15 protein-coding genes are annotated in these 13026 nt (G+C 70.4%); 8 read left to right on the forward strand and 7 right to left on the reverse strand.

All coding sequences use genetic code 11. The features are described from left to right. Positions 1-32 precede the first annotated feature (32 nt). Positions 33-554 (reverse strand): DUF6232 family protein, encoded by a 522-nt coding sequence (locus O7616_RS30335; RefSeq protein WP_282256991.1) that lies wholly within the window; start codon positions 552-554, stop codon positions 33-35. 493 nt (positions 555-1047) lie between these two features. Between O7616_RS30335 and O7616_RS30340 the strand changes: the two genes are divergently transcribed. Next, positions 1048-2025 (forward strand): C40 family peptidase, encoded by a 978-nt coding sequence (locus O7616_RS30340; RefSeq protein WP_282305033.1) that lies wholly within the window; start codon positions 1048-1050, stop codon positions 2023-2025. Positions 2026-2096: 71 nt separating this feature from the next. Here O7616_RS30340 and O7616_RS30345 read toward each other — a convergent pair whose 3' ends face one another. From O7616_RS30345 to O7616_RS30360, 4 genes are all read right to left on the reverse strand, one after another. Then, positions 2097-3086, reverse strand: a complete 990-nt coding sequence (locus O7616_RS30345) for a sigma-70 family RNA polymerase sigma factor (protein WP_088987946.1) — start codon at positions 3084-3086, stop codon at positions 2097-2099. 383 nt (positions 3087-3469) lie between these two features. Then, on the reverse strand, positions 3470-4426 hold the full coding sequence (gene murQ, locus O7616_RS30350; protein WP_282305034.1) for an N-acetylmuramic acid 6-phosphate etherase: 957 nt from the start codon (positions 4424-4426) through the stop codon (positions 3470-3472). Next, positions 4423-5337, reverse strand: coding sequence for a MurR/RpiR family transcriptional regulator (locus tag O7616_RS30355; RefSeq protein WP_282256988.1), 915 nt, complete (start codon positions 5335-5337; stop codon positions 4423-4425). Before O7616_RS30355 ends, murQ begins: the two co-directional genes overlap by 4 nt. 76 nt (positions 5338-5413) lie before the next feature. After that, a complete protein-coding gene (locus O7616_RS30360) occupies positions 5414-6430 on the reverse strand; it encodes an NAD-dependent epimerase/dehydratase family protein (RefSeq protein ID WP_282305035.1) in 1017 nt (338 codons plus the stop codon). Between the two features lie 186 nt (positions 6431-6616). Between O7616_RS30360 and O7616_RS30365 the strand changes: the two genes are divergently transcribed. After that, a complete protein-coding gene (locus O7616_RS30365) occupies positions 6617-7306 on the forward strand; it encodes an SDR family NAD(P)-dependent oxidoreductase (protein WP_282305036.1) in 690 nt (229 codons plus the stop codon). Here O7616_RS30365 and O7616_RS30370 read toward each other — a convergent pair. Further along, positions 7291-7977 (reverse strand): thymidylate kinase, encoded by a 687-nt coding sequence (locus O7616_RS30370; protein ID WP_282256985.1) that lies wholly within the window; start codon positions 7975-7977, stop codon positions 7291-7293. The two genes, O7616_RS30365 and O7616_RS30370, sit on opposite strands and share 16 nt — an antisense overlap. Before the next feature lie 164 nt (positions 7978-8141). On the opposite strand from O7616_RS30370, the gene O7616_RS30375 reads away from it, so the two are divergent. The 5 genes from O7616_RS30375 to O7616_RS30395 all read left to right on the forward strand — a co-directional run bounded on the left by O7616_RS30375 (position 8142) and on the right by O7616_RS30395 (position 10556). After that, entirely contained in the window at positions 8142-8726 is a 585-nt protein-coding gene (locus O7616_RS30375) for a nucleotidyltransferase (RefSeq protein WP_282305037.1), read from the forward strand. Then, on the forward strand, positions 8723-8998 hold the full coding sequence (locus tag O7616_RS30380; RefSeq protein ID WP_282305038.1) for a hypothetical protein: 276 nt from the start codon (positions 8723-8725) through the stop codon (positions 8996-8998). The genes O7616_RS30375 and O7616_RS30380 overlap by 4 nt, the downstream gene beginning before the upstream one ends. A gap of 10 nt (positions 8999-9008) precedes the next feature. Further along, complete coding sequence (locus O7616_RS30385; protein ID WP_282256982.1) at positions 9009-9785, forward strand: metallophosphoesterase; 777 nt, start codon at positions 9009-9011, stop codon at positions 9783-9785. Then, positions 9776-9919, forward strand: coding sequence for a GPGG-motif small membrane protein (locus O7616_RS30390; protein ID WP_007464364.1), 144 nt, complete (start codon positions 9776-9778; stop codon positions 9917-9919). Before O7616_RS30385 ends, O7616_RS30390 begins: the two co-directional genes overlap by 10 nt. 142 nt (positions 9920-10061) lie before the next feature. After that, on the forward strand, positions 10062-10556 hold the full coding sequence (locus tag O7616_RS30395; protein ID WP_282305039.1) for a TspO/MBR family protein: 495 nt from the start codon (positions 10062-10064) through the stop codon (positions 10554-10556). A 54-nt stretch (positions 10557-10610) separates the two neighbouring features. Here O7616_RS30395 and O7616_RS30400 read toward each other — a convergent pair whose 3' ends face one another. Continuing rightward, positions 10611-11384: a peptidoglycan DD-metalloendopeptidase family protein gene (locus O7616_RS30400; protein ID WP_282305040.1), complete on the reverse strand. Its 774-nt coding sequence runs from the start codon at positions 11382-11384 to the stop codon at positions 10611-10613. Positions 11385-11634: 250 nt separating this feature from the next. Between O7616_RS30400 and O7616_RS30405 the strand changes: the two genes are divergently transcribed. Next, positions 11635-12981 carry an ABC transporter substrate-binding protein gene (locus tag O7616_RS30405; protein ID WP_282256978.1) on the forward strand — a complete coding sequence of 449 codons (1347 nt, stop codon included), beginning with the start codon at positions 11635-11637 and terminating at the stop codon, positions 12979-12981. Positions 12982-13026 lie beyond the last annotated feature (45 nt).

A 13026-nucleotide genomic window follows, 5' to 3' on the forward strand; every position in this document is an offset into this window, starting at 1 on the left:
ACCGGTTCCGCGCCGGCCCACCGCCGTCGGGGTCAACGGTTCGGCCGCCACGGTTCGGCCGAGGCGAGCGGGTCGACCCACCCGCCGTACCGGTTGACCTCCCGAGCCCGCAGCAGCGCCCGCGTGACCTGGCCGAACTGCCGCTCGTCGTCAGCGCTGAACAACAGCACCTCGGTTCCCCGGTACCACCCCCACAGCTCGTAGGGCGGTGGCCGCCAGCGATCCCCGACCATCGCCAGGGCCGCCGGAAGCAGGAACACCGCGCCGAGGATGAGGTACGCCCCGGCGGTCAGGCGGTGCAGACCACCGGTGAAGCCGAGCAGCAGCCCGACACCGCCGAGCATGCCGGCGGTGACGACGACGGCCCGGACGGCGATCCGGTCGTGCGGGCCTCGGGTGGTACGCAGGTGGGTCAGGTCGGCCACCTGGTAGCTGGTTCGGCCGGCGGTGAACCGGTCGACGGTCACGATGATGCCGGGCCGCGCGTACAGCAGGGTCGACCGGGTGCCCGGCGCCGTTCGCGGCGGCCGCGTTCCTGCGCCTTCACGTTCCACGGTTCCTCCCGCGGGGGACGGTTGGCCGGGGTGGATCCGGGCAGGCATCGCTACCTGTCGACGGGATTCCCGGCTCCGTTCATTGTGTTGCGGCACCGCCAGCTGACCTGTGTATTTGTCGACTCTCGACCCGCTCCCCCAAGCGGCGACATCGCCGAGAAACAGCATCCATTTCAGGTTTTATCGGTTATGGCGAGCAGATATCCGGCGGCATACGCCCGGAACGACGAAAGTCGTGTATCCGTCAATACTTCGCCGAAAGGACGGTTCGCCTCTCTTTCCACGCGTCATCAGTCACGATGACGCCACCCGACGCAGGGATACGACCGGCCACATCGCCAACATTCGCCCCTGCTTCAACTGCGAGCGACAGCCGTCCCGGGTTAGGTTGGGCGAGCCGGTCCGGCCCAGTGCCGTCCGCCCGGATGGCCCCGGCCGGTGTCGCCGAGGGCGTCAGCAGCCCCGGCGGCCGTGGGAGAGGGGCCTTTCGCTCTTGTCATCCCTGAGAAACCTGCTGCGTACCATCGCGCTGGCCGGCATGTCGGCCGCGCTGATCGCCCCGACGGCGGTGGCCCGCGCCGAGCCGTCCCCCGCCGACCTGACCCGCCGGATCGAGACGTCCTCGACCGAGCTGGAGCGGGTCGTCGAGTCGTACAACAAGTTGCGTGAGGAGATCAAGACCAACGAAGCCGCGGTGGCCCGATTACAGGCCCGCATCGGCCCGCTGGAACAGCAGGCCAAGCAGAGCCAGGCCGACGTAGCCGAGCTGGCCAGCACCGCGTACAAGAGCGGCGGCCTGCGGACCGCCGACGCCCTGCTGGGTTCCGAGGGCGCCACGGCGCTGCTGGACCGCCTCGGCACGCTCGACCAGCTGACCCGTCAGCGGCAGGAGCGCATCTCCGGTTACACGGCCGACCAGCGACGGCTGCTGGACGAGAAGGCCCGGCTGGACGCCACGCTGACCAGGCAGGCTGCGCAGGCCCGTCAGCTCACCGCGGCCAAGAAGCAGATCGAGCAGGATCTGAGCAGGCTGTACGAGCTGCGCCGGCAGGCGTACGGGGCGGCCACCGAACGACCCGAGCCCAAGGCCGCGGCAACCGAGGCCAAGAATGTGCCGGCGGTGGCCGGTGACGCCGGCGCTGCGGTGCGCTACGCGTTCGGCGCGTTGGGCAAGCCGTACGTGTGGGCGGGCGACGGGCCGAACGGCTACGACTGTTCCGGGCTCACCTCGGCGGCCTGGCGGGCGGCCGGGCGGTCGCTACCGCACAACACGCGGATGCAGTGGAGTGCGGTCGCCCACATCGGCCGAGGTGACCTACGCCCGGGTGACCTGGTGTTCTACAGCGGTCTCGGGCACGTCGCCCTGTACGTGGGCGACGGTCAGGTGATCGACGCCCCGAGCGCCGGCCGCAACGTGCTCAAGCGGGGCATGAACATGATGCCCATCCAGGGGTACGGCCGGGTCCGCTAGACGGTCGAAGACGGTGAACGGCCGGCGTCCCCCTATCGGACGCCGGCCGTTCGCCGTCAATTACTACCAGGTCAGGCTGCCTGCAGCCCTTCCGCCCGGGCCAGCTCACGCAGCCGGCCGAGCGCCTGGATCTCCAGCTGTCGAATCCGCTCACGGGACAGCGAGAACCGGGAGGCGACCTCGGTGAGCGAGTGCTCCCGACCGTCCTCCAGCCCGTAGCGGGCCCGCATGATGCCGGCGGACCGGTCGTCGAGGTGGTTGAGCAACCCCTCGATGCGCTGCCGCTCCAGACCGCTGAGGACGATGTCCTCCGGCGACGGCGCGTCACTGTCGGCGACCAGGTCACCGAGGTTGGTGTCGCCGTCGTCGCCCACCGGGGTGTCCAGCGAGACGGTGTCCTGCGACCAGCGGCGCAACTCGTTGACCCGCTCGACGGTGACGCCGAGCGCTGCCGCGATCTGCTCCGGCTCCGGGTCACTGCCCAACTCACGGGTCAGCTGCCGGGCCACGTTGCGCATCCGGTTGACGTCCTCCACCAGGTGCACCGGCAGACGGACGGTGCGTTCCTGCTGGGCGATCGCCCGGCTGATCGCCTGGCGGATCCACCACGTCGCGTAGGTGGAGAACTTGTAGCCACGCTCGTAGTCGAACTTCTCGACCGCCCGGACCAGGCCGGTGTTGCCCTCCTGGATCAGGTCCAGCATGGGCATGCCCGAACGCACGTAACGGCGGGCGATCGAGACGACCAGTCGGAGGTTGGCGCGGATGAAGAGGTCCTTCGCGCGCTCCCCCTCGACGACCAGCCACTCCAGGTCGGCCCGGTCGACACCGGCGGGGACGGCATCCTCACCGAGCAGGTGCTCGGCGTAGAGGCCGGCCTCGATCGCCTTGGAGAGATCGACCTCCTTGGCGGCGTCCAGCAGTGGCGTCCGGGAGATCTCGTGCAGGTAGACGCCGACCAGGTCGCGCTCCTCGGCAACCTCGTCGGTTCGCATGCCGATGTTCTTGTCCACGTTGCCCACGGTCCCCTCGCTCGCGCCGGTTGCCCGGTTCCTTGCCATTCCCCACGTCCGTCAACCCCTGGTAACTTCTGCTGTGCCCAGCGGTGCTGACACCTACACAACAGATGAGACGTGTCGGGGATTCCGTCTCGTGAGTCGAAAGTGTCACGAATGCCTGAGTAGTAGCTGAGAGCACGGTCCATGTTTGCTGTCAGGACCCCACCGGGCGGCTCTCCGCCGGGCACCACAGGACTGGTTACCGCACCATGGCAACACCGCCAGTCGCGGGGGCACAGCGACCCGGGTCACCACCACGCTGCGATCCTGGTCACTGGCAGATACGCAGCGGCGGACCGGTCGGTTCATCCATCGGGAGTGTTATTACCCCCCGGCCAGATGAACAATCCGCCGGCGCTTTCGCTTCCCGCCCCCTGAGGGCGGCGTCAGCGGGCGAGCAGGGCGAGGGCGCCGCGTACCTGGTGGGCGGATCGGGCCAGCGCGGCCCGGGCGGCGTCGACCTCGGCCCCGGAGACCAGGGAGACGAGCGCCGTCTTCAGATCACCGTCGGCGTCGACGAGGGCCTGCTGGGACACCTGCTCGGAGCAGCCGGTCGCCTCGACCAGAATCGAGATCATTCGCCCACGGAGCTTCGCGTTGGTGGCGACCATATCGATCATGAGGTTCGAGTAGACCCGCCCCAGTCGCACCATGACGGCTGTGGAGAACGCGTTGAGCACCAACTTCTGCGCCGTGCCCGCCTTCATCCGGGTCGAACCGGTGACCACCTCGGGTCCGGTGTCCACCCCGATGAACACGTCGACCGACCGGGCGGCCTCGGCCTCCGGATTGGCGCACAGCAGCACCGTCGAAGCACCCTTGGCGCGGGCCGCGGCGAGCGCCCCGAGGACGTACGGGGTGCGTCCGCTGGCCGCCAGACCGACCGCCAGGTCACCGGCGCGTACACAACTGGCCGCCTCGACCGCACCGCCCCGCTCGTCGTCCTCGGCGTCCTCCACGGCCCGCCACATGGCGTCCGGGCCGCCGGCGAGGTGGGCGCAGAACCAGTGCCGGGGCGAGTTGAAGGTGGGGGCGAGTTCGGCCGCGTCGAGCACACCGAGGCGGCCGGAGGTGCCGGCGCCGAAGTAGTGCACCCGGTGGCCGCCGCGCAGTGCCGCGACCGCCAGGTCGACGGCGGCGGCGATCTCGTCGAGCACCGCGGCGACCGCCGCCGGCACCCGCCGGTCCGCGTCGTTGATCACGGTGAGGACGTCCCGGGTCGACATCAGGTCGAGGTCGACGCTGAGCGGGTTGCGCCGCTCGGTGGGGGCACCCACCCGGATCGTCGGGCGGGCGGGTGGCGCTGGCATGTCCTTGTCCGGCTCCACCGCGCCGGCCGTCATGCCCGCCTCCGGTTGGCACCCACCCGGTGCGACTGGACCGCCTCGGCGGTCGCCTCGAGTGCCTTCCGGGCCCGGGCGCGGTTGCGGGCCGCCACCCCGACGAAGAGACAGTCGACCACGGTGAGCTGGGCCAGCCGGCTGGCTGTCGCGCCGGAGCGGTAGGTGGTCTCGCGGGCCGCCGTGGTCAACACGAAGTCCGCCACCTCGGTGATCGGCGAACGGGGGAAGTTGGTCAGCCCCACCGTGACGGCACCCCGGGTACGGGCCTGCTCCAGCACCTCGATCACGTCGGAGGTGGTGCCGGTGTGCGAGATGCCGATGGCCACGTCTCCCCGGCCGAGCAGGGCCGCCGAGGTCAGCGCGGTGTGCACGTCCGGGAAGTAGAAGGCGATCCGGCCGATCCGGTGCAGTTTCTGCTGGAAGTCCGAGGCGACGAATCCACTGGCGCCGGCACCGTAGATGTCGATCCGACCGGCGCCGCTGATCGCCTCGACCACCTGCTCGCAGACGGCGGGATCGAGTTGCTCGGCGGTCTCCTCCACGGCACGGGCGTCGTTGAACGCGATGGTGGCGATGATCTGGGCGAGGTCGGCGCCGGGCGGGATGTCACCGCCGACCACCCGGGCGTCCGGCGGCTCGATCCGGCGGGCCGCCTCGGCGGCGAGGCGGATGCGCAGTTGGGGGTAACCGTCCATGCCCACCGAACGGCAGAACCGGATTACTGTCGCCTCGGATGTCTCCGCGGCGGTGGCGAGGTCGGTGATGGTCCGCCGGGCGGCGGCGGCCGGGTCGGACACGACCAGCCGGGCGACCCGCTGCTCGGCGGGCGACAACGACGGCAACAGCCCGCTGATGTGGACGATCAGCCCACCGGGCTCCTGACTCGCAGAAATCTTCGGACTCTTCGCCACGGATGAAACTTACTTTCACCAGGCGTGAGCGTCAACTACGACTGTCCGGGTGGGGGAAAGTGTTCGACTGCCGGGATCACCGGTCCCGCACAGCCTGCCACTCCCGCAGGACCGCCGCCTCCTCCGCCGGGTCGAGACCACCCTGCCGTACGGCGGCCGGGTGTGCTGCCATCCAGGACGCGGTCGCCCGAACGGTGTCGGACAACGGACGGACCGCCAACCCGGCGGCCAGAGCCGGTCGGGCGTCGCGGGCCATCAGGCCACCGGACTCCGGCAGTCGCACCCAGAGCGGCAGTGCCCGCTCCCCGGACCACTCGCGCACGTCGTGGGCGGCCAGGAAGTCCTGATCCACCCAGGTCAGGGCGGGGTCGGCCACGTCCAGCCCGGCGGCCACCCCGGCCAGGAAGTCGGCCCGGGTCATCGCTGACCCGACGCCGTCGTACGTGCCACCGAGGCGGGTGCCGGCGGCGTGCAGCAACCAGCCCGCCAGGTCGGCGACGTCCACGAACTGCACCCGGTCGGTGGGACGCCCGGGCGCGAGGACCTCGCCACCGGCCGCCAGCCGCCGCACCCAGTACGGGAAGCGGTCGCTCGGGTCCTCGACACCGACGATCAGCCCCGCCCGGCAGATGAACGACCGGTCCACGCCGACCCGCTCCCGAACCGCCTGCTCGATGCTCACCTTGCACTCGCCGTACCAGGTGTGGTCCGGGCCCTCCGGCCCGTCCACGTCCGGCGGGGCCGCCGCCAGCACCGGTGCGTCGACAGCGGTCTGACCAGGTGTGGTGTTGTCGGCGTACACCGAGATCGTCGAGACGAACGACCAGTGGCTGACCTTATCGGCGAGCGCGGCGAGCGCGTGCCGGGCATGGCTGACCTGTCGGGTCACGTCGACCACGGCGTCGAAGCCGTCGCCGGCGAGCGGCACCAGCGCGTCGGGGTCGTCCCGGTCGACCGGTACGAACCGGACCCCGTCCGGGACGGCGCCGGAGACACCACGAGCGGCGCACGTCACGTCGTGCCCCTGCGCGACGGCGAGCTGCGCCACCGCCCGACCGAGGAACCGCGTCCCACCGAGAATCAGAATCCGCATCCGCCGATCCTGCGCCCCCGACCGCCCAAGATCCCAACCACTCTGCTCACGGCAGACCGCGATCATGACGTTGTCACCACTCAGGTCGGCGTGTCATGGCGACAACGTCATGATCAACGGGGCGGGAGGCGGGGCGCGGGCGGGGAGGGGGGCGGGGGGCGGGGAGGGGGGTTTAGCGTGGGGGGCATGGTGGGGCGGAGTGTTCTGATTACCGGCGGGAGCGGCGGGCTCGGAGGGGCGGTCGTCTCCGCGTTCGTCGAGGCGGGCTGGCGGGTGGTCGTACCCCAGCGGAAAGCCCGGCCCGGATCGGAGCCGGCGGCGGACGTGGTCCGACTCGTCGCGGACCTGAGCGATCCGGCGGACGTCGCGCAAGCGGTCGAGGTCGCCGCCGGCGAACCGGCGGCGCCACTGCGGGCCGTGGTCAACCTGGTCGGCGGGTACGCCAGCGGTGGCCTGGTGCACGAGACGCCGGTCGAGGACTTCGAGCGGATGCTCGCCGTCAACCTGCGGCCGACCTACCTGGTCACCCAGGCCGCCCTACCCCACCTGATGTCGGCCGGTGACGGCGCGGTGGTCTGCGTGTCGGCGCGGGCGGCGGTCGCCCCGTTCGCCGGCGCGGCCGGCTACGCGACGGCCAAGGCGGCGGTGCTGGCCTTCGCCAACACGGTGGCGGTGGAGTACCGGCACCGTGGGGTGCGCTGCAACACCGTGCTGCCCAGCGTCATCGACACCCCGGCCAACCGGGCCGCCCAGCCGGATGCCGACCACTCGCGCTGGGTGACCCCGGCGGAGATCGCCCCGGTGATCCGCTTCCTCGCCTCGGCGGACTCCGCTCCGACGAGCGGCGCCACCGTGCCGGTCTACGGGCGGGCCTGAGCCGCCAACGGGCCCGCGTCCCGGGGCTCGGTGGAGGACGACGGCAGCCAGGTCTCCAGGTGCGCCTGGATCTGCTCGCTCACCTCCTCGGCCGGGCGGCCCGCGTCCACCAACACGAAGGTGGGGTATTCGGGGAGCGTCCGGTAGGCGGTGTCGGCGGCGGTGAGCCAGCCCATCGTCTCGTGGTCGGTGCCGCGTTCCTCGATCCGCCGGTACGCCTCCGCCGGGTCCACGGAGAGCAGGAAGGTCACCTGCGGCGTCGGGAAGAGCCGGTAACCGGCCCGCGCCAGCCGCTCCCAGCGTTGCCCGCCGTTCGCGCGGATGCTCGCGTACTGACAGGCCGAGTAGCGGTCCATCACCGCTGTCCGACCGGTGAGCAGGCAACTGATCAGAGCTACGGCGATGGCGAGCCAGCGCAGCACGGACTCCACCGCCAGGACGCCGTCCCGCCCGACGAGCCGCTGGGCGTCGGGGCGTCCGAGCCGGTGGGCGAGACGGGCGAGCCAACGCCGGCCGCTGGCGTTGCGGCGGTACTTCGCCGGGCGGCCGGCCGCGGTCAAAGCGTCGGCCAGCCGGTGCGCCTGGGTGGTCTTGCCGGAGCCGTCGATGCCGATCAGGGCGACGGTGCGCAACCGGGCCTTGCGTCGACGCATCCCCGTTGATCTGGCCACCTTCCACAGGTTATCCGACCCACGCACCTGCTCCGCGTGGTTTGTGGAGGTTCATCCCTGTTGACGCCCGACCGCGACGGCAGCAGGTGTGGCCGACCGGAATGCCGGGTACCGGAGTTCGAAATCCAACCGCCGGTCCACCGATACGAAGACGGGAGAACCAGATGGCTGAGCGCGGGGACGAGAGTCTGGTGCACACCCTGAAGAAGGTCGCCGCCGTGCTCAAGCAGTCCGAGATCCCGTTCGCCCTGGGCGGCAGCTTCGCCGTCTACGCCCACGGAGGCCACTCCAGCGACCACGACGTCGACTTCCTGATCCGGGAGGCCGACGTGGAGCAGGCCCTGGAGGCGTTGGTCACCGCCGGGTTCGTGGCCGAGCGCCCGCCGGAGGACTGGCTGGTGAAGGTCTTCGACGACGACCGGATGGTGGACCTGATCCACCGCCCGATCGAGACGCCGGTGACGGAGGAGACGTTCGCCGAGACGGTCGTCCGGCCGGTGGACGCGATCCACATGCCGGTGCTGTCCGCCACCCAGCTGATGGTGCACAAGCTGCTCAGCTTCTCCCAGCACTACTGCGACTTCGCCCGCGGCCTGCCGTTGGCCCGATCGCTGCGGGAACAGATCGACTGGGAACGGGTACGCAAGGAGACGCAGCACTCGCCGTACGCGGAGGCGTTCCTGGTGCTGCTGGATCGGCTGGAGGTGGTGCCGGCCACCGGCAGCCCGACCGGAGAGGGGACATCGTGACCCACCAACGCGACATCGACGCCGGGCCGCCCGACGAGTACGTCGAAGCGGAGATCCAACGGCTCCTCGCCGAGGACCCCTCCGTCGCCGAGCAGGGGATCACCGTCGTCCGGCGGGAACGCGCCATCGTGCTCTACGGCGAGGTGGAGAGCCCGCACCGGCGGGAGGAGATCCTGCGCCGGGTGTCCGAGCGCTTCCCGGACGTGCCGGTCACCAGCGACATCGGAGTGATCCGCGCCCAGGCGCCCACGGAGATCGAGCAACTGCCCTGAGGGAGGTTCCATGGTGATCCGGATCGCCGCCGTGGGCGACGTACATCTGGACGAGGACGTGGTCGGTCGGTTCCGCCCCGCGCTGGAGGAGCTACCGGACTGCGCCGACGTGTTGCTGCTGGCCGGTGACCTGACCCGGCACGGCACCGAGGCCGAGGCGCGCTGCGTGGCGGAGGAGTTCGGTGGCCTGGCCGTGCCGGTCGTGACCGTGCTCGGCAACCACGACCACCAGTGTGACCAGGTGCCACAGGTGGTCAAGGTGCTGGAGGACGCGGGCATCACCGTCCTGGAGGGCAACGGCGTCGTGCTGGACTGCGCGGGCGGCCGGCTCGGCATCGCCGGTGTGAAGGGCTTCGGTGGCGGGTTCGCCGGGCGGTGCGCGAGCGACTTCGGCGAGCCGGAGATGAAGGCGTTCGTCCGGACCACCAACGAGAGCGCCGAGAGCCTCGGTGCGGCGCTCCGTTCGCTGGAGTGCGACATGCTCGTCGCCCTCACGCACTACTCACCGGTACCGGACACGTTGGCCGGCGAGCCGCTGGAGATCTACCCGTTCCTGGGGTCGTACCAGTTGGGGCAGGCGATCGACTCGGCCCCCACGGCCCTGGCGCTGCACGGGCACGCGCACGCCGGGACCGAGCGCGGCACGACCCCCGGTGGGGTACGCGTGCGCAACGTCGCGCACCCGGTGATCAAGCAGGCGTACAGCGTCTTCCACGTCGGCGATCAACTCGACACGGACCAGGTTTCCCCGATCGGCCAGTCGGGTAGTCAGAGGTCATGGAGCTGATTCTCTGGATTCTCGCAGTCGTACTCGTGGTCGCCGGCATCCTCGCGCTGTTCCGCCGGCAGATCCTGTGGGGCATCGTCCTCATCGTTGTCGGGCTGTTGGTCGGCCCGGGTGGTGTCAGCATCTTCAATTGACGCGCGCACGTCATAACACCGGGACCCGCCGGGGTCGCCGCGACCGGAGCTCCGTCCTCCCGACAGGAGCACCGATTGCGGCGATCCCGGCGCCTTCTTTTCCGGGCGGTTTGAGCTGGCGCCACACGGAAACATCTTGATTATGGAGACATCTCAGGACGCTCCGACGACCTCCGGTCGGCGACAGTGGTGGGCCCTCGTCGGCTTCGCGGCGGCCGTCTTCGTCGCGGCCGCCCTCGGCGGGCTGGGCGTGCAGGGCACCACCGACGAGTACGCGAGCCTGCGGCAGCCCGGCTGGGCGCCGCCCTCGTGGCTGTTCGGCCCGGTCTGGTCGCTGCTGTACGCCCTGATCGCGGTGGCCGGTTGGCTGGTGTGGCGGCGGGTCGGCTTCTCCCCGGCGCTCTGGGCGTGGACCGCCCAACTGGTGCTCAACGCCGCCTGGACCCCGCTGTTCTTCGGTGTGGGGCAGTACGGGCTGGCGTTCGCCGAGATCGTGGTGATGTGGTCGGCGATCGGCCTCACCGTGGTGCTGTTCGCCCGGGTGTCCCGGGTCGCGGCCGCGCTGCTGCTGCCGTACTGGGCCTGGGTCACCTTCGCCGCCGCGCTGAACCTGTCGATCTGGCGACTCAACTCCTGATCCGGGGGTCTCCGACGGGCGGTCCGCCCGCCGGAGACCGTCGTCCGGTCGCGGTCAGCAGCGGGGTACCCCCGGGATGTAGCCGTCGTACCCGGTGTACACGTAGGCGTCGGCGATGTACCTGCCGGAGCCGATCCGGTCCCAGATCGAGCTGGTGCCGTACGTGCCGGTGACCGTGGTGCCACTGGTCTGGCAGGCGATCGTCACCCGGGTGCCGTCGGCGACGGTGCCCACCGAGGCGTACCCGGTGCCGGGGCCGGAGCGGACGGTCAGCGCGGTGCCGCTGGTGTCGACGGTGCCGTTGCCGCTGCCCGAGGAGCACCCGTTGTCGCTGGTGTAGGTCTTGGTGCCCCAGTAGAGGGCGAGGGTGCCGTTGAAGCGCGCCTGGATGTCGCCGCCGTTGAGGCGCTGCTCGTAGTGCAGGTGCGGGCCGGTCGAGCCACCGGTGCTCCCGACCCAGCCGAGCACCTTGCCGTACCCGACGGTCTGGCCGACCGAGACGTTGAAGCCGTTCAGGTGGGCGTAGTACGTGCTGTAACCGCCCCCGTGGTTGATTCGGACATATTTGCCGTAGCTGGTGCCGCCCAGGTCGGTCACCCGGTCGACGGTGCCGGGGGCGCTGGCCACGACCGGGTCGCCGAGGTCGTCGGTGCGGTTGAAGTCGATGGCGTTCGCCGGGCTGTGGCCCGTCCGGGTCTGACCGGACCAGGACTGACCGCACGGGAAGGGCACCTTGAAGGTCGGTGCGGCCAGCGCCGGGCTCGCCGGCGTCAACACGCCCCCGACGAGCAGACCCGTCACCAGCAGGCCGATCCACCGCTTTCGCATACAGCTCCTCCTATGTCGAAAACCTTCGATGAGGTGGCCCTAGCCTGACAGATATCGTCAATCTTCGAAAGAGGTCGGGATTCCGGCCGCAACTGCGCCCACCAGGCAGCCCGCAGGTTTCCGGATTGTTACTCGCTCGTGTCTGACAGGGGGTGGACCGCGCCGGATGCAAGCGCTTACATGTGTGCACGCCCAATCGGACCGGCGACGGGTCACCAGCACGACCGCGCCGGCTAGGAAGGAGGACGGCATGGCGGTCTTTACCAGACCACGCCAGGCCTTCGTGATCGCCGGCGTACTCGGGCTGGCGTTCAGCGCCACCGCCTGCGGCACCGGCGACGACAAGAAGAGCAGCAACGCGGGCTCCGCGGAGTGCGCGGCATACGAGAAGTACGAGGGTCACGACGGCAAGAAGGTCTCGATCTACGCGTCCATCCGTGACGCCGAGGCCGACCTGCTGGAGCGTTCCTGGTCGCAGTTCACCGACTGCACCGGCATCGAGATCGCGTACGAGGGCAGCGGCGAGTTCGAAGCGCAGCTCCCCGTCCGGGTCGACGGTGGCAACGCCCCCGACATCGCCTTCGTGCCGCAGCCCGGCCTCGTGAAGCGGTTCGCGGACGCCGGCAAGCTGAAGTCCCTGAGCGCCGACACCAAGGCCCTCGCCGAGCAGAACATGCCGGCCGACTGGCTGAAGTACGGCACCGTGAACGGGACGCTCTACGGCGTGCCGCTCGGCGCCAACGTGAAGTCCTTCGTCTGGTACTCGCCGAAGACGTTCAAGGAGAAGGGCTGGGAGGTTCCGACCACCTGGGACCAGCTCATCGCCCTGAGCGACACGATCGCCGCCAGCGGCATGAAGCCGTGGTGCGTGGGCGTCGAGTCCGGTGACGCCACCGGCTGGCCGGCCACCGACTGGATCGAGGACGTCATCCTGCGGACGCAGGGCCCCGAGGTCTACGACCAGTGGACCACGCACGGCATCCCGTTCAACGACCCGAAGATCGTCGACGCGGTCGACCGCGCCGGCAGCATCCTCAAGAACGAGAAGTACGTCAACGGCGGCTTCGGCGGCGTCAAGAGCATCACCACCACCTCCTTCCAGGAGGCCGGCGTGCCGGTGACCAACGGCAAGTGCGCGATGCACCGGCAGGCGTCGTTCTACGCCAACCAGTTCCCCGAGGGCACCAAGGTGGCCGCGGACGGCGACGCGTTCGCCTTCTACTTCCCGGCCATCGACCCGGCCAAGGGCAAGCCGGTGCTGGGCGCGGGCGAGTTCGTCGTCGCGTACGCCGACCGTCCCGAGGTCCAGGCGGTGCAGACCTACCTCGCCTCCGCGGAGTACGTGAACAGCCGGGCGAAGCTCGGCAACTGGGTCACGGCGAACAACAAGCTGGACATCGCCAACGTGGCCAGCCCGATCGACAAGCTCTCCGTCCAGATCCTGCAGGACAAGACCGGCACCTTCCGCTTCGACGGATCGGACCTCATGCCGGCCGCCGTCGGCGCGGGAACGTTCTGGAAGGGCATGGTCGACTGGCTGAACGGCAAGCAGACCGGTCCGGTGCTCCAGGGCATCGAGAGCAGCTGGCCTAAGTGATCCCGGCGGTGGCCCGGCCCGCGTTCGCGGGCCGGGCCACCGGCC

Origin of the sequence: Micromonospora sp. WMMD964 (assembly GCF_029581455.1) — a bacterium.
GTDB lineage: Bacteria > Actinomycetota > Actinomycetes > Mycobacteriales > Micromonosporaceae > Micromonospora.

Bases quoted from the DNA above. Each gene is read 5' to 3' on its own strand.
- O7616_RS30345 (WP_088987946.1), bottom strand. From the start codon at position 3,086: ATGGCAAGGAACCGGGCAACCGGCGCGAGCGAGGGGACCGTGGGCAAC.
- murQ (WP_282305034.1), bottom strand. From the start codon at position 4,426: ATGACGGCCGGCGCGGTGGAGCCGGACAAGGACATGCCAGCGCCACCC.
- O7616_RS30360 (WP_282305035.1), bottom strand. From the start codon at position 6,430: ATGCGGATTCTGATTCTCGGTGGGACGCGGTTCCTCGGTCGGGCGGTG.
- O7616_RS30365 (WP_282305036.1), top strand. From the start codon at position 6,617: ATGGTGGGGCGGAGTGTTCTGATTACCGGCGGGAGCGGCGGGCTCGGA.
- O7616_RS30375 (WP_282305037.1), top strand. From the start codon at position 8,142: ATGGCTGAGCGCGGGGACGAGAGTCTGGTGCACACCCTGAAGAAGGTC.
- O7616_RS30385 (WP_282256982.1), top strand. From the start codon at position 9,009: ATGGTGATCCGGATCGCCGCCGTGGGCGACGTACATCTGGACGAGGAC.
- O7616_RS30390 (WP_007464364.1), top strand. From the start codon at position 9,776: ATGGAGCTGATTCTCTGGATTCTCGCAGTCGTACTCGTGGTCGCCGGC.
- O7616_RS30395 (WP_282305039.1), top strand. From the start codon at position 10,062: ATGGAGACATCTCAGGACGCTCCGACGACCTCCGGTCGGCGACAGTGG.
- O7616_RS30400 (WP_282305040.1), bottom strand. From the start codon at position 11,384: ATGCGAAAGCGGTGGATCGGCCTGCTGGTGACGGGTCTGCTCGTCGGG.
- O7616_RS30405 (WP_282256978.1), top strand. From the start codon at position 11,635: ATGGCGGTCTTTACCAGACCACGCCAGGCCTTCGTGATCGCCGGCGTA.